This is a genomic window from Parapedobacter sp. SGR-10, assembly GCF_011030405.1.
GTDB lineage: Bacteria > Bacteroidota > Bacteroidia > Sphingobacteriales > Sphingobacteriaceae > Sphingobacterium.
The window spans coordinates 113,889-139,293 of record NZ_JAAJTJ010000002.1 but is presented as its reverse complement, the minus strand read 5'-3'; the positions used below and the strand labels follow the sequence as shown (position 1 = coordinate 139,293).

Annotated in this window: 27 protein-coding genes; 9 read left to right on the top strand and 18 right to left on the bottom strand. The window is 45.8% G+C overall.

Going from position 1 to position 25,405, the window contains the following annotated elements:
- Positions 1–30 precede the first annotated feature (30 nt).
- Positions 31–1,017 carry a pyruvate dehydrogenase complex E1 component subunit beta gene (locus G5B00_RS02740; protein WP_163871722.1) on the bottom strand — a complete coding sequence of 329 codons (987 nt, stop codon included), beginning with the start codon at positions 1,015–1,017 and terminating at the stop codon, positions 31–33.
- Positions 1,018–1,264: 247 nt separating this feature from the next.
- Here G5B00_RS02740 and G5B00_RS02735 point away from each other — a divergent pair, with 247 nt between their 5' ends.
- Entirely contained in the window at positions 1,265–2,023 is a 759-nt protein-coding gene (locus tag G5B00_RS02735) for a segregation and condensation protein A (protein WP_163871721.1), read from the top strand.
- 242 nt (positions 2,024–2,265) lie between these two features.
- Here G5B00_RS02735 and G5B00_RS02730 read toward each other — a convergent pair whose 3' ends face one another.
- Both G5B00_RS02730 and G5B00_RS02725 read right to left on the bottom strand, forming a co-directional pair.
- Entirely contained in the window at positions 2,266–2,964 is a 699-nt protein-coding gene (locus tag G5B00_RS02730; protein WP_163871720.1) for an outer membrane beta-barrel protein, read from the bottom strand.
- A gap of 205 nt (positions 2,965–3,169) precedes the next feature.
- On the bottom strand, positions 3,170–3,844 hold the full coding sequence (locus G5B00_RS02725) for a helix-turn-helix transcriptional regulator (protein ID WP_163871719.1): 675 nt from the start codon (positions 3,842–3,844) through the stop codon (positions 3,170–3,172).
- Positions 3,845–3,999: 155 nt separating this feature from the next.
- On the opposite strand from G5B00_RS02725, the gene G5B00_RS02720 reads away from it, so the two are divergent.
- From G5B00_RS02720 to G5B00_RS02710, 3 genes are all read left to right on the top strand, one after another.
- Positions 4,000–4,473: a lipocalin family protein gene (locus tag G5B00_RS02720; RefSeq protein ID WP_163871718.1), complete on the top strand. Its 474-nt coding sequence runs from the start codon at positions 4,000–4,002 to the stop codon at positions 4,471–4,473.
- Between the two features lie 33 nt (positions 4,474–4,506).
- A complete protein-coding gene (locus G5B00_RS02715) occupies positions 4,507–5,886 on the top strand; it encodes a DUF5723 family protein (protein WP_163871717.1) in 1,380 nt (459 codons plus the stop codon).
- 106 nt (positions 5,887–5,992) lie between these two features.
- Positions 5,993–6,349, top strand: a complete 357-nt coding sequence (locus G5B00_RS02710; protein WP_163871716.1) for a DUF4260 domain-containing protein — start codon at positions 5,993–5,995, stop codon at positions 6,347–6,349.
- A 10-nt stretch (positions 6,350–6,359) separates the two neighbouring features.
- Here G5B00_RS02710 and G5B00_RS02705 read toward each other — a convergent pair whose 3' ends face one another.
- The 12 genes from G5B00_RS02705 to G5B00_RS02650 form a co-directional block, all read right to left on the bottom strand.
- Positions 6,360–7,073 (bottom strand): enoyl-CoA hydratase/isomerase family protein, encoded by a 714-nt coding sequence (locus G5B00_RS02705; protein ID WP_163871715.1) that lies wholly within the window; start codon positions 7,071–7,073, stop codon positions 6,360–6,362.
- 87 nt (positions 7,074–7,160) lie between these two features.
- Positions 7,161–8,237: an endonuclease/exonuclease/phosphatase family protein gene (locus G5B00_RS02700; protein WP_163871714.1), complete on the bottom strand. Its 1,077-nt coding sequence runs from the start codon at positions 8,235–8,237 to the stop codon at positions 7,161–7,163.
- Between the two features lie 121 nt (positions 8,238–8,358).
- Entirely contained in the window at positions 8,359–8,883 is a 525-nt protein-coding gene (locus G5B00_RS02695; RefSeq protein WP_163871713.1) for a ferritin-like domain-containing protein, read from the bottom strand.
- Between the two features lie 303 nt (positions 8,884–9,186).
- A complete protein-coding gene (locus G5B00_RS02690) occupies positions 9,187–9,378 on the bottom strand; it encodes a hypothetical protein (RefSeq protein ID WP_205966270.1) in 192 nt (63 codons plus the stop codon).
- The gene (locus G5B00_RS02685) at positions 9,356–9,550 is read right to left on the bottom strand and encodes a hypothetical protein (RefSeq protein WP_163871712.1); all 195 of its coding nucleotides are present in this window, start codon (positions 9,548–9,550) and stop codon (positions 9,356–9,358) included. The genes G5B00_RS02690 and G5B00_RS02685 overlap by 23 nt, the downstream gene beginning before the upstream one ends.
- 254 nt (positions 9,551–9,804) lie before the next feature.
- Positions 9,805–10,224 (bottom strand): DUF5675 family protein, encoded by a 420-nt coding sequence (locus G5B00_RS02680; protein ID WP_240894362.1) that lies wholly within the window; start codon positions 10,222–10,224, stop codon positions 9,805–9,807.
- 78 nt (positions 10,225–10,302) lie between these two features.
- Positions 10,303–10,932, bottom strand: coding sequence for a fibronectin type III domain-containing protein (locus G5B00_RS02675; RefSeq protein WP_163871710.1), 630 nt, complete (start codon positions 10,930–10,932; stop codon positions 10,303–10,305).
- 548 nt (positions 10,933–11,480) lie between these two features.
- The gene (locus G5B00_RS02670) at positions 11,481–11,762 is read right to left on the bottom strand and encodes a DNA-binding protein (RefSeq protein WP_163871709.1); all 282 of its coding nucleotides are present in this window, start codon (positions 11,760–11,762) and stop codon (positions 11,481–11,483) included.
- A 169-nt stretch (positions 11,763–11,931) separates the two neighbouring features.
- Positions 11,932–12,657 carry a LytR/AlgR family response regulator transcription factor gene (locus G5B00_RS02665; protein ID WP_163871708.1) on the bottom strand — a complete coding sequence of 242 codons (726 nt, stop codon included), beginning with the start codon at positions 12,655–12,657 and terminating at the stop codon, positions 11,932–11,934.
- Positions 12,658–12,661: 4 nt separating this feature from the next.
- Positions 12,662–13,720 carry a hypothetical protein gene (locus tag G5B00_RS02660; protein ID WP_163871707.1) on the bottom strand — a complete coding sequence of 353 codons (1,059 nt, stop codon included), beginning with the start codon at positions 13,718–13,720 and terminating at the stop codon, positions 12,662–12,664.
- A 45-nt stretch (positions 13,721–13,765) separates the two neighbouring features.
- A complete protein-coding gene (locus G5B00_RS02655; protein ID WP_163871706.1) occupies positions 13,766–14,653 on the bottom strand; it encodes a hypothetical protein in 888 nt (295 codons plus the stop codon).
- Between the two features lie 68 nt (positions 14,654–14,721).
- Positions 14,722–14,871, bottom strand: coding sequence for a hypothetical protein (locus tag G5B00_RS02650; protein ID WP_163871705.1), 150 nt, complete (start codon positions 14,869–14,871; stop codon positions 14,722–14,724).
- A gap of 321 nt (positions 14,872–15,192) precedes the next feature.
- On the opposite strand from G5B00_RS02650, the gene G5B00_RS02645 reads away from it, so the two are divergent.
- The 3 genes from G5B00_RS02645 (at position 15,193) to G5B00_RS02635 (ending at position 16,663) form a co-directional block, all read left to right on the top strand.
- Positions 15,193–15,711, top strand: a complete 519-nt coding sequence (locus G5B00_RS02645) for a Crp/Fnr family transcriptional regulator (protein WP_163871704.1) — start codon at positions 15,193–15,195, stop codon at positions 15,709–15,711.
- A gap of 149 nt (positions 15,712–15,860) precedes the next feature.
- Positions 15,861–16,331, top strand: a complete 471-nt coding sequence (locus G5B00_RS02640; RefSeq protein WP_163871703.1) for a MauE/DoxX family redox-associated membrane protein — start codon at positions 15,861–15,863, stop codon at positions 16,329–16,331.
- Positions 16,332–16,342: 11 nt separating this feature from the next.
- Positions 16,343–16,663, top strand: a complete 321-nt coding sequence (locus G5B00_RS02635) for a hypothetical protein (protein WP_163871702.1) — start codon at positions 16,343–16,345, stop codon at positions 16,661–16,663.
- Positions 16,664–16,679: 16 nt separating this feature from the next.
- Here G5B00_RS02635 and G5B00_RS02630 read toward each other — a convergent pair whose 3' ends face one another.
- The 3 genes from G5B00_RS02630 to G5B00_RS02620 are packed head-to-tail and all read right to left on the bottom strand — an operon-like array spanning position 16,680 to position 23,057.
- On the bottom strand, positions 16,680–18,191 hold the full coding sequence (locus G5B00_RS02630; protein WP_163871701.1) for a TlpA family protein disulfide reductase: 1,512 nt from the start codon (positions 18,189–18,191) through the stop codon (positions 16,680–16,682).
- Positions 18,181–19,521, bottom strand: coding sequence for a RagB/SusD family nutrient uptake outer membrane protein (locus G5B00_RS02625; RefSeq protein ID WP_163871700.1), 1,341 nt, complete (start codon positions 19,519–19,521; stop codon positions 18,181–18,183). Before G5B00_RS02625 ends, G5B00_RS02630 begins: the two co-directional genes overlap by 11 nt.
- A gap of 5 nt (positions 19,522–19,526) precedes the next feature.
- Positions 19,527–23,057, bottom strand: coding sequence for a SusC/RagA family TonB-linked outer membrane protein (locus tag G5B00_RS02620; RefSeq protein ID WP_163871699.1), 3,531 nt, complete (start codon positions 23,055–23,057; stop codon positions 19,527–19,529).
- 1,073 nt (positions 23,058–24,130) lie between these two features.
- On the opposite strand from G5B00_RS02620, the gene G5B00_RS02615 reads away from it, so the two are divergent.
- The gene (locus G5B00_RS02615; RefSeq protein WP_163871698.1) at positions 24,131–24,700 is read left to right on the top strand and encodes a hypothetical protein; all 570 of its coding nucleotides are present in this window, start codon (positions 24,131–24,133) and stop codon (positions 24,698–24,700) included.
- A gap of 348 nt (positions 24,701–25,048) precedes the next feature.
- Positions 25,049–25,345 (top strand): hypothetical protein, encoded by a 297-nt coding sequence (locus tag G5B00_RS02610; protein WP_163871697.1) that lies wholly within the window; start codon positions 25,049–25,051, stop codon positions 25,343–25,345.
- Positions 25,346–25,405 lie beyond the last annotated feature (60 nt).

Genomic DNA, 25,405 nt, shown 5'->3' with positions numbered 1-25,405 from the left:
GCTTCTTCTATTATATATTTTACATTCTGCTTATTTCGTAATATAAGACACCTCTTTCACGGCATTCACTACTTTAGTTATGCTAGGCAACGTCGCTTCGACCAAAGTCGGCGCATACGCCAAGGGTACATCGGCAGATGTCACCCGGGTCACCGGAGCATCCAGGTAATCAAAAGCATGCTTTTGAACGTGGAAAGTGATTTCCGAGGAGATAGATGCCAGCGGCCATGCTTCCTCGACGATCACCAAGCGGTTGGTTTTCTTGACCGACTCCAGTATAGCTGGAAAATCAATAGGTCTTACCGAACGCAGATCGATCAATTCTACACTGATACCTTCTTTGGTCAGCTCCTCTACGGCTGGGATGACCACACGAGGCACCATCTTACCAAAAGAGACAACCGTGACATCGGTACCTTCTTTTACCAAATTAGCTTTGCCAATAGGCAAGTAATACTCTTCCTCAGGGACTTCGCCCTTGTCACCATACATCACTTCAGACTCCATGAAGATCACAGGATCCGGATCGATGATAGCCGATTTTAATAATCCTTTTGCATCGTAAGGATTAGAAGGTACAACGACTTTTAATCCCGGAGTATTGGCAAACCAGTTCTCAAAGTTTTGGGAGTGCTGTGCAGCCAATTGACCTGCATTTCCGGTTGGCCCACGGAAAACGATAGGGCAAGAGAACTGCCCTCCGGACATCTGACGGATCTTGGCCGCAGAGTTGATGACTTGATCTATAGCTACTAATGAGAAATTGAACGTCATGAATTCGACGATAGGCCGCAATCCGTTCATTGCCGCGCCAATGGCAATTCCGGCAAATCCAAGCTCAGCGATGGGGGTATCGATGACACGTTTGGCACCAAATTCGTCAAGCATCCCTTGACTTACTTTGTATGCGCCATTGTACTCGGCTACTTCTTCTCCCATCAAAAATATAGTTTCATCTTTACGCATCTCTTCGTTTAGTGCTTCACGAAGGGCTTCTCTGAATTGTATTTCTCTCATTAGCTTTAAAATAGTTCGTTTTTAGACAGTGCAAAATTACGATTTTAAAATGATATTCTTGCAAAGAATTACAGCATAAAAACTGAAGTTATTACTCAACTTTATACGCTAAAAGCATGTTGTTACCGCATATCCGTCTCTTTGTCATTCCGACAGTAGGAAGAATCTTTATTTGAATAGATTCATGGAATATTTTTGCTATAGGTATTCGCGAATGCAAAGCATTTTATCTAAGTTTGGAGGACATATGGAACCAGCATATTACGAAATCAAGCTCGAACAGTTTGAAGGACCCTTCGATCTGTTGTTGTTCTTCATCGAACGTGATGAACTGAACATACACGATATCCCTATTTCCAAGATTACGGATGATTTTTTGGATTATATCCAGCAGATGCAGTCCCTCAATATAGAACTGGCTTCCGAATTTATCTTTGTTGCTTCTACGTTGATGCGCATCAAGGCCAAAATGCTGTTGCCCCGTCCGGAACTGGACGAACATGAAAACGAGGTCGACCTCAAACAGCAACTTGTCCAGAAATTGATCCTATACAAGCAATTCAAGGATATCTGCGAACAATTAAAAGTGTTCGAGGCCCGCCGCGAAAAGCTTCATGCACGGGGCAATATCACCTATGATATCAAGAATACCAAGCGCCAGATCACCGAAGAAGAATTGGCCTCCTTCGACCTCTATAAGCTCATGATGGTGTACGAAAAGATGATGTACAGCTTTACCCATCGTGTACAGCCCATCAAACATACAGTCGTAAAATATCCCTATACGATCGAGCAGCAGAAAAAAGCCATCAGCCAACTCATCGAACTGAACAAGAAACTGGACTTTCAGCACATTCTTAAAAATTCAGAAAACAAAGTACAGCTTATCTACAATTTTCTGGCTATTCTTGAGATGCTGCAACAAAAGCTTTTGGAAATAGAAGTCGGCACGGGGTTCAATAATTTCTCTATCGAAAAGAGAAATGCAGATCCTGCCCACGAATAACCAGGATTCAGGCAACCTATAGATCATACACAGGCACTAGATTATTACGGATTTAATGGTAGAGATCCTTCAGATCATTTCCCGATTCTAGCGGAAGTGGAGTTTTCGCGCAAAGCATAGTTGGGTCATTATATCGAACCTCTTCTGATCACAGAACAAGGGTTAATAATGTGGTCTTTTTTTCGATTTAAGACAAGATCAGCCATACTTTTACCCATTGCGGTAAAATACGCTGACGCCGATCAGAACGTATAACCCACCGAGATACCCATAGATTTATTTTTGATGTCTCCGTCGGGCGGAGAGTTCCCCCATTTTGCGTCCAGATTGGCGATGCTACGCTGCATCTCCAACTGTACGGAGTATTTTCCAAACAAAGCATAGCCTACCCTGACATGCCAGCCATAGTCCCAAGGCTTGGCATACGCATAGTCCTGGTCACCCCTGTACGAGAGATCGCTCTGAAATTTCAAAGACCCCTGTCCTTCTATCATGATATCCCCGATCAATACGGGTCCCTCTGTTTTCCACTTACCCCCGGTGCCGTAGCCGACATATGGCCCCGCCCCCAGGATCAGGTTGCCCAAGCCGATCTTCGGGCTATATACGATATCTACCGGCAATTCGAGATAGGACGATCTTGCCTCGAAATCTTTGCCCCATCCGATATGGGATGCGTCCCCATGCTGCTTAAAACCCCTTCTGGCATAGACAAATACCGGATGTACGGAAAAATCACGCCATACAGGAACATTTACGCCCAAACCCACATATAGACCCGGTACAGATTCGGTATCCGCGACCTTGCCGTCCCTGTCCTTAGCGACGACATTGGAAAAATTTACCCCGGCACGGATATCTCCTTTGACCTGTGCCATACAAGTACCGCCAGCGAGAAAAGAAAGAAAAATAAAGGAAAGTAGTTTTTTGGTGACCATCATATGATTAATATAGTGTACATAATTTCCTCCCCTTAAACGCATAGAACACAACAAAAGCTACAGACACTTCTTATTATTTGACTTGCCAGAATCCTTTACTTAAAACCACACAGCCAACACCATTCATTGCAGAACAACAATTTTAGAGGCGCCTGCCCTGAGGCAAGCCATAGAGCGGTAGATATTTCTACCTATCGCAGACATACTATTTCATTGTAAAAAGTTCGACAATCTGTGTCAGCTCGGTCAATTTCTTTATCCGTAGTTTTTTGTAGACATTCTTGACATGACTGACGACTGTTCCGAAAGATATGTTCAGATGGTGCGCTATCTCTTTTTTGGTCGACCCCAGGACTAGCAGGGACACAATCTCCTGTTCCCGTTCGGTGAGGGACATGAAGTTTTCATAGACCGAGCTGTCAAGGTGCTCCTTTGTCTCCTTCATGACCGTGATGGCGATTTTCGGCCGATGACGCTCATTACGGATGATCGTCTTGCTCGTGCCTATCGTTTTTCGCCACTCGCCCGTTGCATCCAGCAGTTTATATTTCAGATCCAGGTATCCGGGCGTATCCTTACGAAAAAAAGAAATGGACTCGATCAGCGCATGGTAGGTCGAGGTATGGATTGTCTTGAGGTAGTAGAAATAGTCCATCCCTTTCATCACCTGCCCTTCAAAACCATAGAACTGGCGCATCGGTTCATTGATACATAGCGGACGGTAAAACTCGACATCATGCACAGTAATATAATAGGGGGATCGATTGATAATATCCAAAAACGGTGAATTCTGGCAAGAATCGACGGTCAGCAGTTCGCTGTCCGAAAGGGAAGAATAAACACTATCTAATTCTGCGTACAGTTCTTCGTACATATCCATTCATTAAGCCTTTACATAATTCGTTTGCGCCCTAAATTTAACAAAAAATATAGTCCGCACAGGATAAAAATCCTAAAAAATACCTCTTTTGCGGTATTGACAGGCTATACATCACCTTTTAGCTTTGTAAAAAACTAGATTTAAAAATACAAACCATGAAAAACAAAGCACAATTTTTAACGATGGCGACAGCCGTATTCTTTTTACTGTTCACCTCATGTGGCAAGGACGATGACAAGGACCTATCGGGAGGAAGTGATTCCGAAAAAACAACAGCCATCGTAGGCAGATGGGAATTCGTAAAGGACGTGTGGCAGGAAACTCCCGGTGACACCGAGACAGAACCGGGCGTAAATGGTGAATACATAGAATTCAAAAAAGACGGAGCTGCCGTGGTGAGACGTTATGACGAGGATGAAGAAAAACTAAAAGAGGATTCTGGATTTTGGAAAGTGAAAGGCGGCAAGCTATTTCTTGCTGAAGATCGGGAAGAGCTAGAAGATCCAGAAGATGGAATGACCATCGTCAAGCTGACCTCATCAGAACTGGTATTAGAAGAAGAGGGTACATATAAGGATCAGGACAATAGGGATATAAAGTGGAAACACACCACCTATCTGAAGAAGTAACCTCTTTGTTTTTCAACTTCAACCAACCAAGCCATGAAATTTATATTAACCCTTGTGCTGGCTATGTCAGTACAAGTTGTGCTTGCACAGCACCTTCCGGGCATCAGCACAGGCACGTATTCCGGAGTCAACGGTGTCTTTGCCAACCCCGCCAATGTCGTCGACAGCAGGTACAAATGGGATGTCAATCTGCTGGGGTTCAATATAGGCGTAGGCAATGACCAGGCGAGCTTCAATCTCAATAAGCTCAGTGACCTGGCCGGCGATTCGCTGCGCAACATCTTCATCGGCAAAAATGGGGAAAGCACCAATGCACTCCTCAATCTGGCCGTACATACCCCTTCGTTCATGCTACAGGTCGGCAAGAAAAACGGCGTCGCCTTTACGAGCAGGGCACGCGTGCTTTTCAACGCCCACGACCTGGACGGCGAGCTCGCCAACCGCCTGCTCGAAGGCAACGAAAATATAGATGACCTACCCTATTCTATCGGGTCGGCGCAAAATATGATTGTCAACGCCAATGTGTGGGCCGAAGCAGGGCTCAGCTACGGACGGATCGTGTTTGACGAGGGCCCCCACTTTGTGAAAGCCGGTATCACCGGAAAATACCTCGCCGGCGTGGGCAATACACACCTGCAGCTGGGCAAGGTGCAGGCGACGCTCGACTATGACGATGTACAGGAGGATGCCTATCTCAAAGATGCCACCGGAAGGGTCAGCATCGGTGTAGGCGGGATCAATGTGGCGGATTTCGATGCCGCCAACCTGACCAAGTTCGAGAGTTCGGGCTTTGGGGCCGATATAGGCGTGGTGTACGAGTACCGCCCCGGTAGTGGGGACGACAAGGCATCCAATGCCTATAAGTTTAGGGTCGGCCTGTCCATCACAGATATAGGCTCCATCAAGTACAAAAAAGACCCCACCTCTACCGGAGGGTACGACCTGTCCGTTACGGGAACCGAAAGGCTCTATCTCAGCGAATTTGACGATGTCTCCATGGACGATATCAATCAGAAGCTCGACGGTATGCCCCATTTCACCCCGATAGGCGATGCATCTTCGCCTACGTATGGCGTATCCCTACCGACGGCCATGCACGCTTTGGTAGACTATAATATCCTGCGGGGCTTGTACGTAGGCTTGCAGGGGACAGTAAGTATGGTCAATGTTTCGTCCAAACCGTACAACAGCCAGTATTACTCTTCTATTTCACTGACACCACGCTACGAAACCTCGTGGCTAGGTGTATACCTACCCTTGCAGCACAATGCCCTGACCGGCACAAATATAGGGGCAGCCTTGCGCTTAGGGCCGCTGTATGTCGGCTCAGGCAGTATCCTGTCGGCATTGACCCAAGAGTCCAAGCAGGTCGATGTCTTTTTTGGAATCCGTTTTGGCATGACAAAGAAATAAGATTTATCAATCCGTTTTTAGCGCATGATATCGATATCATACGTTAAGAACGGATTGTTATTATTGATGCGATTAGTTATCTTGTCGGAAATTATCTGCAAAAAAAATGGCTAATCTTTTGAAACTCGAGGAGTTGGGGCAATTGTTGCTTTCTATTATTCTATTCAGCCAGCTAGACTATGCCTGGTGGGTATTTCCGCTCTGTATTCTCCTGCCGGATCTGTCCATGGCAGGGTATCTGGCCAATCCCAGACTCGGTGCCTGGATATACAACCTGTTTCACCACAAGCTACTGGCGGTCGCTGTGTTCTTAGCAGGGATAGCCTCCGGCATACCTTTGCTTACACTGACGGGGATCATCCTATTCGGCCATTCGGCGATGGACAGGATTTTTGGCTACGGACTGAAATATAATGATGATTTTAAGAATACGCACTTAGGCCGTATCGGCAAGCAGTCCTGAATAAAACTTCCTACTCCCTACGTGGTCTTTTCATATCCTCCAATGCATGCAGCAGGAAGGCAAACCGTTCGGCCCGCCGTACATCGGGCAGGACACGCAGGGACCGGATACCGGCTTGCAGGGCCTGTATATCCATAGTCCCAAATGAAGCGATGCGCGCCTCCACATCCACGTCGTCCAGATAGCCATCGACGATCCCCAGCTCCCTCGCCCGCTCCGCCGCGAAATAACCGGTCTCCAGGCAGAGTTGCAGGACCTTCTTTTCGGGCAGCACTTTCAGCAGGCTGGCCATGACCTGGAATGGAAAGATGCCCAGCTCCAGCTCGGGCAGCCTAAACCGTACTTCCTTTTTACAAAATACATAGGTACAGCCCAAGACGATCAGAAAGGCCCCGGCAATGACATCGCCTTCGACTATAGCAATAGAGGGCTTCGTCAAGGTGTCAAATACCTCTCCCAAAGAAATATCCTTGTTCTCGATATTCGTATTTCTGATATCCGTTTCCGGATTTTCAAAGGTTTTCAGATCCATGCCTGCACAAAAGACCGGGCCCTCTGCCTTGAAAACAACAACTTTTACCGTATCGTCGTCGTTAGCCTCTCCAAAAGCATGCGCGATCTCATTGACCATCGTCGGGGTGAAGGCATTCCGTTTCTCCGGCCGGGATAGGGTCAGCACAAAACGGAAATCGTTCTTTTCTGTTTTTATATAGTGGTACTCCATGACTGCTTTTCTTTGGGGGCACAACGAATCTTACTTATCTGCTTATAGCCCTTCCTTAATATGCACTTTTGCAGCTACGAAAATGACTTACGTATCCTCCCTATTGTCGCTTTCTTCTTTTTTTCCTTCCTCGATCAACTCGTCTACCTCTTCCATCTCTCCCTGTTCCAGATGCGTGACATCTTCTTCCTGTTGGCCATCACGCCTGTCTATGTAAAAGGTACATCCCATGGGAAAGTGGTCAGAACCAATGGCGGGATAGATAGACAATTTGTCAATGAAAATATCGGGACTATGGAACAACAGGTCCAAAGGCACCCTAAAGAACCAGTATCCTGCATGAAAAGTAGATAGTATTCCCCTTCCGATCCGTGCATCTATCAGTCCACTCGTTTTCTTGAATAGGATGGAGGCTCTAGCCCAGGCTACATTGTTGAAGTCGCCCGCCACGATGACGGGCAGTGTATGCTTGCGGACCCGCTTGGCCACACTTAGGAGGTCTCCGTCCCTTTCCTTGGACGTATCTTCCTCCGTGGGGCTCGGAGGAGGAGGATGTACGCCGAAAAAAATAAAACGATGTCCATCGTTCGTTTCCAGCTCGGCTTCTATGCTGGGCAGATCTTCCGCTACGAAATAGTGCGTGCGTAGACTTTTCGCCTTGAGCCTCGTATACAGATGCATACCATACGTATTGTCCAAGGTTACTTTTTCCTGGACCGGGTAATCCTTCTCCAGGACACGCATAGCTTCTTCCCATTCGCTGTTGCTTTCCATCGTCAGGAAGATATCTGGCTTTTCCTTCTGTATCAACCGTACAAAGCGGCTATAGTCAGTGTTGAACTGATAAACATTACAAGAGATGATCTTTATCGTATCCGATGCGTACTCTGTCCTCTCCACCCGCTTCTTTCTCCAAAACTTGGTATAACGCATCAGAATATAGATATGGTATAGGATCAATCCGAGCTGTACACCCTGTATAATCCAGAACGAGAGCGATTGCTCCATAAATACCAAGCAAATGGGAAATACGATCATTTGTAAGGCAAATACCTGGACCTTGAGGAATTCGGGCACGCGGAATATCCAATGCTGATGCTGCACGAATGGCAACACACTCAGTAGAATCAGTATCCCTGACAGGGTCGTAAGGGTTATTTCCATAGCAATCGGGTATCTATCCGATCATAAAGATAAAATAAATATACAAATCGGGCAATAGGGTGATGTGCTATTGCCCGATGAGTGCCTCCCAGACCTAAGTCTACGATTCGTCTTTCACAGGTTATTTGTCCGCCTTGACATTGATTTCGGATGTCGCGAGCTTGGACAGCAGTGCATCGGCATTCTTTTCTTCCTTTAGTATAGCGCTCAGCAGATCCTTGGCTTCTTTGTGTTTCAAGAGGCGTGCATAGGCTATCATACTGCCATAAGATGCTATTTCGTAATGCTCCACCTTTTGGCAGGCAGCGATGATGCCCGCATCCCGCACCGATCCGGGTTCGGTCTCTTTCAAGATACCTTCGCCCTCTTCCAAGATGCCGGCCATAGCGTCGCATTTTTCTTCTTCCGCCTTTACGCCGATGGACTTGAAGACCTCTTTCAAGGTCTTGATCTGGTTTTTGGTCTCTGCCAGATGGTCTTCGAGCGCCTTTTTAAGGTTTTTGGATGTCGCATTCTTGATCATCAGCGGCAGAGCATCTTTGACCGCATTCTCTGCCCATAAGGCATCCTTCAGACAATCTTCAAAAAGATCATCCAGGCTTTTGGCCGCTCCTTTTTTGGGACTTACTTTTTGTGCTTTAGCCATAATCGTAAATGTTTAATTATTTAACAAATGTTTATAATCGAAAGCGCAGACCCTACTCGGCTCCTGCTTAAGCTATATATATACAGACAATTAAGTCTTTCGATTGTTTTCCCAAATGAGAGATATGCAGACCTTCCGGTTATAGTCCCGCCATTATATGGTGACACCTAAGCTGAACAATCACATAGGGAGTAGACGCATTTACGATCATCAAGGTATGACATCATCCTGCTTCTATTTTATACAATAAAAATCAAGTTATTACCCCAACGAATCCTCCCATTTCGCCTCTTATGTATATGGTTATTTCCTTAGCTTACGGGAGTCTCGTTTGTCTCTGCTCAAAAAATAGCTGATGATATAGCTCGTCACTGCGCCTATGGCGGCCAGAACGACGGTTTTGACGATGTCATCCATCGTGATGCTGCCCATTATCGAACAGAGGGTACCGCCAAGGGTACCCGTCTGTACGTTATTCAGCGGCCTCACCGCCATCCTCCTCTCCTGTTTGTGGCGTTTGCTGCTCCTCCCTTCCGACCACGGTCTCGAGGATACCGAGTGCTACAGCTACATATTTGACGACCTGCACGACCTTGGCAGGCAATTTGACCGGAGCGGCCAGTACCAACTGTACGGCCTTGCTCAATGTGTGGATTATTTTTTTCATGTCTAGTTTTTTTTAATATTGTATTGTAGAGACGCAAGATTTTGCGTCTCTACGGGTTTACAAGATTTGTACGCAAGTATTTGTAGGTTACATATCCCGATTCGAGATCGGGATGACGTGCTTTTTTTCCCCCATGGCTGGCGCGCGACTCCTGTCGCATGCCGTTTTTTCCTCCCCCTTCCCCCTCAAGAGGGGGATAGCGGTCTACAAAGGTTATGAGAAGACAAACGGGCGGTACCTCCAAAGCGGGATCCTTAATCTTTATGCATACCATCCTTGATCTGCAAGAACACTTCCCCGTCCATATCCCAGAGGCTGTAGACCAGGGCTTTCAGCCTTTCCAGTGCCTTGCGGCTGTCGGTACCTCGGCCTTCGTCCGTGTGAACGGTGACCGGGGCGATGCAGCCATGCAGTTCCTTCATCGCATCGTTGGCGGCATGGATCAGGATGGCCTCCCTGCCCAGTACGGCAGGTATGCCGATCTGTTCGCCGTGCTTGCTGTATATCCTTTTTTCGAGTTTATACCGTCCCTCGGGGATACAGCTCAGCCGGGGAATGTTGTTGTACCATGGCAGCTCTATCGTGTGGCAGATATGTTCACCGCCAAAGGTGATCGTTCCGTTGGTTCCCTGTGCTCCGTATTTCCGTCGGAGGACGAGGGTCATTTGTGTCATTGTATAGGGTGATTATTTTTTGATATTGTTTTGTAGAGACGCAATGCATTGCGTCTCTACGTATTGTTAATTCCCCTCTTACCTCACCAATATACTGGCGGTCTGGCTCCAGTCTCCGGGACCCTGCGTATTCACGGCACGCACCTGTACTTCGTACTGTTGCCCTGTTTCTAGCGGAGCAATGATATTGCCACGTGAGGACGTGGTGGACAGCCTATCGCTCCAAGCTTCTTCAGGATTGCCTGCTTTGCGGCAGCGATATTCATATACCCTGATACCCCTCTGCTTACCAAAATCCAACCGTACCTGGCCGGACTGTCGGCCATCGCTCAGCCGTACAGATTCTACGGGCAGCGGCACAAGCTCAGATCCGCCTTGGCTATTGGTCGGGAAGCCTGAACTCAATAGAGTTGAAAGATGCCCTTTGGCCACTGAATTGACATAATAGGCCAATTGTTGTAAGGCTTCGGCCAAAGGCTCCTTACTTTCTTTCTTGAGAGCGGTGTCTTCCGGTGAGCCTCGCTTGCGGGATGCAGCAAGTTTAGCTGTAAAATCATCCAACAGCAGCTGAATGTCCGCTAGGTCTGGCGAAGGCTGTGGATAGTTTGGATTGTTCGTCATGGCGCCGATGATCGTATTGGCGGCGACCACGAGCTTATCGTCTTTCATCCGTGAAAAACTGATAAGCGCTTTTGCTTTTGTTGCCATTTTTTTTGTGTTTTAAGCTTTAGGCCGTAAGCTATAGGCCCCAAGCACGTTCTCCTCGCGAGATCGAACAGGACAAACATATACATAGCATGAAATAGAAATGAAGTTTTGACCCGATTTGAGCCAATTTGACCCGATTTGGTCTTTTTTGACCCGGACAAAGACGAAAAAATACCATAACTCCCCATTTACAGCTTTGCTTTCGCCATATACAGCATACGGTTTGTCATAAACAGCTTATGCTTCACTGCCAACTCAACATGCTTTGTCGAAAACACAAACTACTTTGTCAAAAAGTCAATGCACATGGAGGCTGACAGGTAGGTCACGGGCATGTCACAGCTACGTTTGCAACAAACCGTAGTGCGTCTGCCGCAAACGCAGTACAGTTTGCAACAAACGCTGCATTCTTTGCCACGTACACTGTATACTATATCACAGTGTACATGCACTTTATCCTAAACAGTAGTCGCGTTATGGTAGAAGCAACCCTGTTTATGTCCATCGTTTTATTCAAAAAGGAATTCGCCTCCACTATCAAGGCATCACTAGATCCGCCCACGCCGTCGGCTTTCTTCCAACGCCATCAGTATATCTTCTTCAAAATATTCATCTATACCATTCAGACGGATCGGATGGAGCAAGCCGTTTTTTAGGTTGCGTTTGTAGGTAGATTCGCTCATATTGAGTTTGTCCAGCACCTCTTGTTTGGTCCACCGTTTCCGTTGTTCTAAGGGGCGGTGTGTTCTGACGTGTTGGTGTTTTATTTCAAGGAGTATATCGTATATAGCTGTCAGTACTGCTATCTGCCTGTAAAACCAATCTTTCATAATTTAAAGGTTTATGAGCTCTCTTGCTCCCGGTCTGGCATCTAGGTCTTTCCCTAGAAGATTTTCAGAGCTCCGTTATACAATAAAAAGAGTTTATATCCTAAGTTCCATTAGATCAAATCTGTTGTTTCTATATTGGTCGGAAATGCCTGATCGGCAAACTACTATCCTATATGTCCTCACTTAGCATACGCTGTAGCTTTATATAAGCATTTGGATACAATATCTCCAATATACTCTCGCATCCCCGTATCTGTACTTCTTTCCGGCAACATGACATGACGGCGTGCTTGCCCACCATGTGCTTTGCACTGATGCGGACAAACTTGTTGTCGGGAAGTTCGTCCATCAGTCTGGAAAGAGACATCTGGCTATTGATGGCCCTTCCCTCTTTCAAGTACAGTGACACCATCTTGTCGTCCACTTCGGCATAGCAGAGATCTTCGTGTACGATGATCTCGTCCCGTTTGGTGTCAAAATTGCGCACCTTTACACAGGTACTGTTATTTTTGGTCAGTTCGTCCCGGTAATCTACCTCACGGATAGCATCATCTATCGTTTTTTTGAGGAGGTTATAATTCAGTATCTTCGAGATATAGCCTCTCGCTCCTATTTCATGTGCTTTAAAACCGTACTGTGCATGATCGGTAAATACGAGTATGACAGGTGGATCGTCCAACAGGTTGACAAATTCCCACCCCATCATTGCCGGCATTTCCATATCCAGTATCAGGATGTCCACCGGCCGGATGTCCAACAGATTTAAGGCCTGCTCCGGCCTGTCTACCCTATGCACAATCTGTACATATTCGATCTTTGCGAGCAGACGCTGCAGCAACAGGGTCGAGTCGAGCATATCGTCCAGGATCATGATCGTATAACATTCCTTTTTCATAGCTTCAAATCTCGTTATCCAAGTTGCTTACGATGCTGACCACAAAGGTATCACCTCGTTCCTGTCGCTCGATGGCCAACGGCCAGTTGCCTCCTTCTATTTTTTGCTGAAGCAGTGTAAAGCCTGTCCTGTTTGACCATATTCCTTGACGTTTGGTTTCCCGAAAGCTATTTGTCACCGTAAAGCGCCACCCCGCCACGTGTCGTTGCAGGTCAATTACAATTGCTTTGTCCCTAGCCACCGTCGCGTACTTAAGGGCATTCTCCATAGGCATCACAAAAATGCCCATAGGGAGTCGGCCTTCGGGCAGTTTCTCCGGTCTATGAAGCACTATACCCTCATCCCCAAAGCAGACCCGGCCCAGCATAACCAGGTTTTCTACCTGTCGCCACTCTTCCGCAAAAGATGCTGTCTCACGTTCATCCTGCATACGTAAGGCATAATGTAAGATCTCTGCCAGCACCATCAGTGTATCCAGATACTCCTCCTTATTTTCGGTCGTGAGTCTACCCATCGTAATGGCCACGACATTCTCGATCGTATGCGGCGAAAAATGTCGGGTTTCCAACTGTGCCTGTAGACGTTCGATCCTGATCCTATAGATATCCCTTTTTGCCGCTGCCTGCCGGAGCTGTATACGTGAAGCAATATAGCGATATGTGGTCGCCGCCCCTGCACTCAATAGCCAGACAAAAGCCATTGCCCACATAATTCGCTCCCAAAACTCCAATACGTCAAATTCTGTGTCCACTCGATGAAAGTATACGCCCAAGCGGGGAAGCCAATCGTAGATCAACGGATATGCATAGCAGGCCACCAAAGCCAACACAAGTAATGCCCAGACGATGCCGACTACACGGTCTTTCCGGGCCGGAGACAAAAGCTTCCAGGAGGAAGCAAATAGCATCACATACACTATGCAAAACAGTATACTCGCCGTTATGATCTGATTGAAAGGTATATTTTCGTTCGTCAGAAATATATTTATCCCTACCAGCAAGCCCAAAAACACAAAAAAGCTGAGCAGATTCCATAAGGTGATATAATACAGATTGATCTTCATCAATAGGCTTATTGTGCCCTAAAGATAAATAATTCAATCAATACATCAAAAGGTTAACGTTCGCGCATAATAATACCTTCGGTCGAATAAGCAATTTTTGTTGTCCAAAGGGAGCAGCAACATGGGGTCATTTTTCAAGACCGATAGCATATCCACGTCCACAATCTGCAGCATCCCATTGCTATGCAGATAAGGCCAGCATTCCCATACCCAAGGGCGACGGGATACCGTTTCGGCCAGCAGGCCATAGCATTGACAGAGCGCACGTCGGATGAAATCTTCCCGGTTTTCCTGCTTTCGCACAGCCAAAGGTTCGTGCAGGACATACGACGGGCATTCGGTCGTATGTTGATAGCAGATCGGATAGAGCGCTACATCAAACAAATAAGCCATAAGCGGTATACCTTTTTTAAGCCACAGCTCTCCCTGCAGGAAGGGAATGGGTACACGTACGTCCTTGGCTGTAGATGGCGAGGCAGCGCCTGAGGCAGCGTCTGCAAAGACCAGCAGATGTCTGCCTTTGCGCAAACGCTCGCGTACGCGCAGGAGCAAAGACGGGTCATCACTAAATAAATAAGCATGCTGACGTCCGTGTATATCCATCTCCTCCTGCAGTCGATCAAAGAGCGGCTGCGATCGTCTGTATACCGATCGGTCGAGGATAATATCGAAAGATAGCCCCGCTTGTGCAAGTCGTAAAGGTAGCTGTATATGGTGTCCCAGATGAAACAATACCACAATGCCCGTGGGCAGTGCCCGAAGTCTTTCGGTATCACTCAGGGGAGGGCAGTGGTCTATGTCTGTCTTTCCACTATGATACTGTCTCCAGTCCGTATAGATTTCCGGATGCTCATGCCATCCGATAGCTGGCATATAGGTGTGCAGGTTTGCGCTGAAGAGTGCAAAGTCCCAATCATTTAGATATCTATTCATGATCGTAAAAAGTAAAAAAATGGAGAGGCGTCTAACTGTCGCTCTTCGCCCCTCCTCATTCTATACCGCTAGAACCGCGGCGTCACAATCGGACATTTCCAGTCTTTTTTGGGATTCTTCGCATTAAATACGTTTTGTAGCTGCGTCCATGTGATTACCTCATTCTCCAATTGCATTCCTTGATTGCGGATTGGCGTCTGTTCTTTAACTTGTTTCATGTTTTTTTAGTTTACATGTGTTGACTCGTTTGGTTCGTCCGATTGGCCATTTCAGACGTCCAAAACATTCGTACGCTGATTAATCGACGGCAATATGCAACACATTTTTCGGGCAAAAAGAATAAAATCGTACGTTGTCGACAGGAAGGCCTTTGCCCGAGCACACGATTTCGCGGATACCCCTGCGAAGGAAAAAGCCGTTCTACGAAGATCTTAAAGCCATCCTACCGGAAAAACATGTGATATACGAAAAGAATGCTTCTTTTTGGTTTTCTCCCTATAAATTTGCGGTCTGGATCACTTACCAATGACCTGTGGGATATGGGAAACACATTTGAGCTATTTCTAGATACCGTCTATGCCCCATGGCGGAGAGAGATTCCTGATCTGCCAAATCATATAGAACGTTTGGAGATCGATAGCGGCGAGCACCTGCCCTGCCTGCCCGGCGACATCTACTTTGTGGGCGGCGGTACACTGGGCAAGTATGAGCGCAAACGGCCCATACGATATGCCGCACAGGAGGAGTTGATATTCGTCCCACTGGAAAGACACCGCTTCCGGCTACTTGCCCTCGAGAGCAGCCTGGTTTATTTTATGGACCGCAAGGGCCTCTATGAACTGTCCATCCGCTATCCTACCCATATCATCCTGTACGATCTGCTACGGGAGCGGCACCAGCAGGACATCGCATTCAGGGAGTATCTGCTGGCACTGGACAAGCGTGACCGCCTCGAGGCATTCCGCCAACGCTATGGCAATGTACTAAATTTAGTTCCCAGAACCGAAATCGCCAGCTTTCTCTGTCTCAGCCGCGAGTATCTGCGGCAAATCTTCTGACCGCATCGCATACACACCACATGCCTATCCAAGGGACGGGAGTGCCAATTAGTCGGCATCATTTTGCCAAATATTGCCTATCGATCGTATCTATCTTTGGAGTATTGTAAGCCCTCTATGCCGATGGGTATAGCTACAAATTATATACTATGAAAACATTATCTATCAAAAACGAGCGGTACTCCGGTACCCGGATTACTGTGATGCGGCTATTCTCGCTTGGCTTGAGCGGACTCCTATTGTACACTGCAACCAAGAAAGTGATGGACATTGAGGCCTTCTCCGCACACTTAGAACTGTTGCCTTATGTCGGCAAAACCGTAGCGTACATGCTTACGGCGCTAGTGGTGCTACTAGAATATGGACTCGCCATTCTGATCCTATACCGCTACCGAGAGCTGTGGGTCTATTCATTACTGCTTGTATTAATGATGGTCTACACAAGCTATATATATTATATAATGAACTATGCCCCTTTCCTGCCCTGCTCCTGTCAAGGTGCTTTCAAGAACCTATCATGGGACATGCATTATGTGGTCAATGGGATCGTAGCAGTCGCATCTATCATGCTATGGAAGCTGGCAAAGCAACAAAAGAAACGTAAAGATGAAACACTTTAATTTCAATATATATGATGAATCGTTTATTTAAAATCCTACCTATCCTGGCCATAGTGGTCGGTATAGGAGGTGCTTGGGCTAGCCAAGCCGAAGACAGTCCGTGTCAGACTGATGGCACACCGGGTTATGAAAAAATTGAGGAAGGGCTCCCCAATCCTACGGATGCCCCCATTAACGAACCCAACATGCAAAGTGTGGGAACTTTAGGCACAACCTTCGAGTGTAACAGTCAGCAACCACAAACTTGTTTCTGGACTTATGCTCCGGGGCACCCAGAAGCAGTTGACAATTGGATTGAATGTATTGGCGAACGCCAGCCGAAATCAAATTAAATGCAATAGCGGAGAATTATTCTCCGCTATTTTTGTACCGCCTGATGATATCGATCAAGCGCTCGTTTTTCAACTGATTTCCGACCAAAAGAACTTTGCCTTTGCCATCCAAAAGTACTGGATAAGGATAACCACTTATGCCTAAACGCCCAATATATGGGTGTTTAAACCCTTGGTCTTCTGTATACAGTGCAATAACCGATGAGGGGATGACATCGTCGATGATAGCTTTCTCCAAGACCTTCCTTGTATCCGTACTGATCAGTAAGATCTCGATATCAATACCACTTTCAGCCAAAGGTTTTATTTCATTCTTTATAAAATATCTACACGGTATACAGCCCATGTACCAAAAATCTAGCAATACCAGCTTTCCTTTATAGTCCGACAAATTGTGTTTTTTGCCCGATATATCAGGTAAGGAAAATTCAGGAAATGCATTACCCGGCACAAAAATTCCTTTTTCCTGTATTCTCTTCAGGGCATAAGGATCGTAAATTCCTTCCATTATTTTTTCCAAAGCCAATCCATCCGGCTTACGTGAAAAATGATCAATGATAAGATTTGCGATTATCCGGTCTTGCATAATTTTTTCACCAAATAAGTTTACGGTCTCAGAAAACATATCTGCTATACCAGAAACACCTCTGCGCATGATACTACTATATTCCGCTAGCATAGCGCCAGCCTTTACCGACCGAAAATTTCTTGCTATCGATAGATTGTATTGTTTTGTCAGCTGATTGACATCGGCCGACATTTTATCAATGAGCCCTAAGAAATCAGCGGTATCCAGCCTCACGGTATTCATGAGACTCATCATCCTGTATTCCTTAAGCACTTCAACTTTGCTCAGGACGGCCCATACCTTCGCATTCTCGAGCAAGCGATCAGCGTCTTGCGTATCGAGTTGGAGAGCAGCTCTTGAAATCAGCTGATCGACTTCCATTGTGAGGCTGTCTATTTTATACCACTTGCTCTCAATATATACCTTTTGTTCCTTCGGCGATGGCGCGTAAGTGATATTCGTATAGATATCCGTCATCTCGTAATCCAAATGCATACGCTTGCCCCCCACTCCAGAAAAAACACAGAACCAATTCTTTAAAAACACAGGCTCACCATTGTCATATCCCATTCCAGCTGCTTTGTATCGGCCTGTTTTCGGAAACAATTCAATCGTAATATCATCTCCCGGTCGTAGTGGCAAAGTTGAAAAAATGCCAAACATCGGGATTTTCATGGATTTCTGATAGGAGAAATACAGGCTGACATGTGTATGAGTATTCATACTGGCTATATCAGCTCTATAGGTGCCGTGACCATCCTGTACCATAGATATGATATCATGAGGAGCATTAATTTCAGACCCTATCAAATCCCTCCAGACATAAAGTTCCAAAGTATCACGCACATCTAAGTAATCCGACACAACGGTAAGCTGTGCCGTGTTTTTCTGAGCAATGGACGACATCGCGATCATGATCGATCCCGATAGTAAAAATAGCTTCCTTATATCAACGCTCATTCTGTATAATTTTAGTTACGCTTACTTCGTTCAATGGTATAGGCAGTACCCATTTAGGATCATGGGGAGCCAGAGTATAGACATCGTTGCCCAGCATACGCGTGAGTTTCATATCAAAACCTTCCCGATTCAACCGTTTAAGATCCGACCACCTGACTCCTCGAAAGATCAATTCTTTTCTACGTTCTTCCAATATCCAACGCAGAACCTCATCTCTATCAGAACTACTATAAGGAACATACGCACCGACAGTAAATCTATTTTTTAGAAGGTTATTTAGATCCTCAAGTGCCTTATCCAACTGCCCGTCCCGAGCATAGCATTCCGAACGTATGAGGTACTGTTCGTCCGCATCTAATCCCGTGAAACACAAATCCACTAGATTATTAAAACGTTTCTTGACCCACTTCTTAGGGCTCTGCTCCAAATAAAACGAAGACAACCTTTTATCTGAAAGGCTATAGCTCCTGATGAGTACAGTATCTATCAGGGTAGAAGCCCTTAGATTCTTGATATCATTGGAAGGAGACAAAAACCTGTTTAACATTGTATTTTTATAATCTCTAACAGTAGCTGTATTCAGATCTATCACGTCATCAAAGGATTGCAATGATGCGCTGGAATGATCCAGTGCATTTTCATACCTTCCCATGTAGAGATAAACGCGTGCGAGGAGAGCATTGGCTGCCGCTTTTGAGGGTCTGGAATAATCTACAGTAGCCGAAAGCAGCTTTTCGGCCTCCGTCAGACTGTTGGTAATGAATTCAAAAGTATATTCAAGCGTAGGACGGGATACCTGTTCATTGACATCAGCCGAGATCGGGATAGGGATACCCAGATCGCTGTGCGCAGTACGTTCGTCATACACTTTGGCAAATAGCTGTGCCAATATGTACACCGCTTCCGCTTTTAAGAACAGTGCACACCCCTTGATATGGTCATGACGTGCAGCCGTGGCCTGGGTGCGGGCTATGCCTTGCAAACCATCCAAGACGGCATTGGCGTAAAAGATCCTACTATAGGGTTGTGACCATGCTGAGTGAGATTCTGTCGTGCCGTAAATATCTTTGGCCCAGATATAGGCATTTTTACTCACCAGCTCAAACATGCTTTCCCAATACGGTTGTTCAAAATAAAAGTCATCGGCCTGCAACTCCAACAGCTCCGGATAGGGCGTGAATACTGTTCCATTGTCCAGTAACTGCTCCATATCGTCCAAACTTTCCGGTACGACCAGATTGGAATGCGGTTTGGTATCGAGATACTCTCCACAGGACAGCAATGACAGGATCAGCGCGGTCAGGGGAGTGTATATAGTATATATTTTCATGTTGATTATATTTTAATGTTAAGACCAAATGCAAAGGTTATCGGTATAGGATAGATCATTCCCACGTCAGGTACAGCCTGTGGGTCATAACCTTCTCTGTTGGCGACCCATAGTACGCCTACATTATCCACATATCCATACAATTGGATCGCCCTTATGGACTTCGTCTTCAACTCCGGAAAACTGTAAGCAATACGTACATCACGCAATCTTATATGATCCCCACGCTGTACATGGTCTTCGGCCATACCATAGAAGACCTCACGATTGCCGTTCACTGGATACAAAGCCGCCGGCACACGTGTTTTCATTTCATCACCAGCTTGTTTCCAACGATCGGCATAATGTGACTGAAATGCAGATGTACCGTATCCCAATACACTGTAGAGCATAGATGAAGAGAAAGCCTGCTGACGAAAGTAATAGCCTAAATGATAAGAAAGGGTAAAGGAGAGTTCGGCACCTTTATACCCCAAAGTATTGCGCAGGCTACCGAAAGTAGCCGGTGTTGCCCTACCATGATACCTATATTCGGACAGTGGGGTATTATTGTAAATGGCCGTATAATTTTTGCTTTCCTCTCCACCTATATAGCCCAATGGGTCTCCAACTTCATCCAGGCCAGCATACCGTAGCGAATAAATGCTATTAAGGGGTTTTCCCTCGATCGGGTACTGTCCGATATTGGATGTCAGATACAATCTATCGCTGCTGGGTTTTTGATAATAATCGGTCACCATATCTTTGATATGACTGAATATAAAATTGGACGACCATGAAAAATGGCCCCGTAGCTGATGACTAGTCAACGAGATATCCCATCCCGAAGACTTCATGGATGACCAATTGCCATACAATTGGGATACCCCCGATGAGGGTGCCATCGGATTGTAACTCAGTAGATCAGTAGACTTCCGAAAGTAGCGTTCTACCGAACCGGACAGCCCACCCTGCCATAACGCAAAATCAACGGCCACATTTGTCATCTGCACCTTCTCCCATGACAGCATCGGGTTTGGGGGCGTGCTTATCGACTGGTACACCCTATCGGTATAGAAATAAGGAGTGAAAGCCCCCATAGATGTCAGATATGCCGATGCCGTGCTCACATTGCCCATCATACCGTGTGTACCACGCAATGACAACCTTTGTAGCCAAGGTACACGGGCAAAATCCTCCTCGTGTATATGCCAGAGCAATCCCGATGACCAGAAAGGTTTCCCCCTGCGGTTGGCTTCCACGCCAAAGATATTAGCCTCATCTTTCCTTACGGAGATTGTGGCTGTATAACGATCGCTGTAAGTGTACGAAGCATTTCCAAACAGTAGCACATTTCGGTTGACACTGCGATCACGTGTTGGCTGGATCGGAGCTACAGACAAGGTTCCTAACGAGGATAAATGGTATTGTGGGTATCGTCCAGTCAGATCTATCGGCGTGAAAGTCTCCGTGCCCGACTGGTAACCAAGCCTCGTGGCATCGATTTCACTCAACCCACTTAAACTATTGACTTCAGCTCCACCCAGGACAGCCATTTTGTGTCTTCCCCACGAGTGATTTAGATCAGCCTGAATACGCGCATTGTGGTGGTCAGAGGCATGCCTCGTTGTATTCAATTGCCCGCCGGAGGGAATAGCTGTAGTGACGATATTTGTCATACGATCTATGGTCGAAAACTGATTAAACATATTACGCATCTGAAAAGCCTCTTCAGACCACACACTATATAAGTTTCCATTTCCAGCAGCATATCTGTATCGAACGGACAGCGTCAACCAATCGAATGGTCGTACCCGTAGCGTTGTATTGACTTGATAAGACAGGTCATCGTTACGAAACGTATTCATCCCCAACTCCTGCAATGGCCTATAGTTCCAATCTTTCAGCAGTCCATTTCCGGCAGTATCGATATAGCTCTGCCTGAATCTGTTCCATCCGCCGATAGATAGCGGATTGCCCTGATCATCCGCCAAGCGATCGTACAGCACATTATATTGACTGCCCGATAGACGTTGATTATGGCTTATACTCTTACTGAACATCACTCCCATGTCAAACTGTAATCTATCCTTCCACAGCCTATAACTGTTTCTTGCATTGAGACTGATACGTTTGTTGTCGCTGTCCTGTTGGGTGCTCCTGTTCTCGTCATAACCTGCTGAAAAATAATAGGTGTTATACCTACCACCGCCGTCAAAGCTGGCCGACAGCTTGCGCAGTGATGCCGGGCGATAAAAGTACTTCGACAGATCACGGCGGACGTCCTGTCCTTTGAGTACGTCCAGTGCCGCTTCCAGTTCCGTATCGGTCAGATCACCATCGCGGTGTTGTTTCAATAGTTCGACAGCAGGCGTAATATAGCTGTACCCTTGGTTGATATAGGCATTCCATGCACCTTTGTCAAACAGAAATCGCTCTACCTCGATAAAGTCGTCCATCGACATCGTGGGCGTATAGTACAGATCGGGCTTGGCCGAGATGGAGAGATCCGAGTGTACGGTCATCTGTAGCGGCCGATCTAGTTTACCGCTCTTGGAGGTCAGTACGATCACCCCATTGCCTGCACGTGCACCCCATATCGAGGCGGCCGCCGCATCTTGTAGGATGGTCACGCTCTCGATGTCTTCGGGATTGATGTCATTAATATCACCCTCATAGGGGAAATTATCGAGGATAATCAAAGGCTCGGCATTGCCCCGGATGGTACTGCGCCCCCGTATCGAGATGCTTGGCTCGTTGAAAAAGGTCGACTTGCCGATCTTGGGCTGATTGAAAGTCAGTCCGGGTACAACGTCTTTCAGACGGTCGATGACATTGGAACCTACCGAGCGGCTAAATAGTTCCTGACCAATATGAGTAAAAGATCCTGTAGCCCGTTCCTTTGGCACGGAGAAATAACCCGTACTGATGACCTCGACCTCTTCTATGGCAATAGCGTCGGGCTGTAGTGCGATATGATATGGGCCATTGTTCTGTGGGGATAATTGGATTTCCTGCGCTATATAGCCTTCGTGGTTGATCTTCATCACGCCATGCGTGATGTGTGTGCCACGGAAGTCAAAACGTCCTCCGTCACGGCTAGCTCGACCTACATACTTGACCGAGTCGACATAGATCACTAGCGACACACCGAGCAACGGCTCTTTGGTCACTGCATCGATCACCGTACCGTTGATCTCACGGACAAATTCCTGTCGCTGCCCGGGGGCAGCCTCCCGGCTTCCGGGAGACTGCGGTCGGGCTTCTAAACTAAACAACAGTGAAACAAAAAATATAAAAAATATACGTAGGGGCAAATGATTATTTGCCCGTATCAATTGGGCGAAAGATATTTCGCCCCTACGTGTGACTTTCAACCACACCTGCAAATATATCTGTACGGATCGGGGGATACCGATCTCGCCGCGTTGTACGGCGGTGGTGTGTTTTCGTTTTTTTCGTAGAGACGCAATGTCTACCTGTCGGATAGACAGGCATTGCGTCTCTACATTTAGTGGCAGGCACAGTCCTCTCCCACCCTTGTCAAAATTCATCATTTTTAAGGTTATTTCAAAATGACCTCTGATCCCGGCAACGCTTCAGAAAGATACCATCCTTTCTATCCGGCCGGATGCCAGGCCATCGGTCTAATAAGTTAATTCACGAATTGGTGTCGGAATGCTGAAAATGCGGATTATAATAAGGTTTAAAATTGTGGTCGTGCAGCATTCACCGATATGGGAAAGCCTGCCGAACTATTCGGGACTTTTTATAATATTCTTGAAAAGTTTCTTTTTGTTCATGTAAGCTCCTACAATTAATTTTTTTAAATAGCTGATTCTCAACTCCTCCATTTCCGGGGAGAAATAACCACATCATTTTGGTATATTGGAAAAGATATGCTAATTTTATTGTGCTTGAATAATAAACAATCCGGTCCAATTGTATCTGTCAATCGTTGGTATTGTCAGAATTTTTAATGAAGGTCGGTACGAATATTTTGGGAAACGGTGCGTTTTACCATTTTCTGTAAAGACGTAAGATCTTACGTCTCTACGTGTGCTAATCAAACGGAACACCTTTCCTCTGTATTATCCGTAGGAATTTTTATTCAGGCGCAGTGATGACGTTCTTTATTAATGATGAATAGTGAACCAGCAATACACTTTTTGAAAGTCGTAGGGATAGTTCTTGACGGTTTTTATTTAATCGTGTCATTTTCATAATCTTTTGATTTATGATGACAATGTTTAACTCAACTAAGCTTGGAGGAAAGACTTATTGGTTAAAAACCAATAGGGCGAGCCTCAATGCTTTGCAAGCGGTACCGTCAAGAACCACCATGACCAAAGTCATGGTTCCCCAAAGACTTACATGAGACTCGCCCTATCGGACCAGTATCGACAAAGATAACAAAATCCAATAGATAGCGAGCTCACGATCGACTCATAGGGAAAAATTGACGGTTTTCTTGTATGAGTAACATCGTTACAGATAGGGATATCCCTATTTATATCGCTAATAATATACAAATATAAAAAAACAAATATAAAATCCAAAAAATTTCTATTATTTTTTAATGGCAAATGCAACAATAATAAAGGAATACGCTAAAATACTAAGAAAATACATGCAAGCATTTTCATTAGAGCCGATTGATATTGCATATTTGGCCAAGTCAACAAAAAAGACTATCGTCTCCATTTTAGAGCATTCTGGTAGCCTGGAGCTAGAAACCCAAGAGGCTATATCCCAAATCTTTAATCTACACTACTACGAATTCGGCAACCCTGATCATCCAATACAGGCTTTCGAATCTCTTCCCCAAAAAACAAAAGATCGTATCGCCTATAGAAAAAAAGAAGGCCCTCATAAACAGGAAACGTACAACTCGCTGGATCTTAACGAAAAGATTACTATAGCATTGTCGTTTTTTAAAGAAGGAGACGAATTCTTGATTGAAGAACTTGTTGACATGATAAATGAAAGATGTGGGGACACGACAGATACTTCCTTGATAGGTGATCGGCTTTCCAAAACATTCAAAGCGTATATACTAAAAACCAATAAAAAGGGCAAATCCAAGTCTGGCCGTGGCCGGAGGCCTTATTACTTCCGATTGATAAAGGTACTACCCAAAGAAGTCGTCAACCAGGCAAAAGAAACCGTAGGCGATAAGTGGCGAGATAAAAAGAAGTAATTTCTAAGAACTCTTGTACCCCCTTGATATGCAGGCTCTCCGTTTTTCCAAACATTGCATACATCGACTGGCATTTGTGAAATGTTTGTTGCAAAGATGACTGGCTATGGCAATACGTGTATAACCTTCTCTCGTCCTCGTTTGCAACGAGGACGCATGAGCAATGCGATTGTATCGCATATAAAGAAAGGCTATCCGAGTGCCAGACGCAAGAATCTTACATCCGGTGGTGGTAAAATGGCAGCCCCATCCTAAGAAAAAGAGGACTAATCTTTATAGGGTGAAGTAAATCAAGCAGATTGGCAAAGGAAAGGTGGTTTAAATATATACCACTGAACACCACCTTTTTTGCGTTTTGGGGTATCATTGAGTATCTCACAAATTGGAGGCTTTGTATCCGGAAAATCGACAAAGGGAGGGATAGATAGAGGTTATGGGATCAGTACCTCCACGAAGATGCTATGTGAAGGGATGAACGGAAAATTCTTTATGTTTTCGGGCAACTCTTTCACGTATATGAATGCGACGGAAAGGGATATTACCGAATTGGAATTGCCGCATGTGTACTGGGACGGAGTCATCATCTGCTTACGGATTCCTAACAAAATAGCACCATCATTTAATTATATAAACTATCTTGAATAGTTGTTTTATTAAAATACTTTATTTAACTTGCTAAAAGTGTTATATTTGCGCTCCATATTC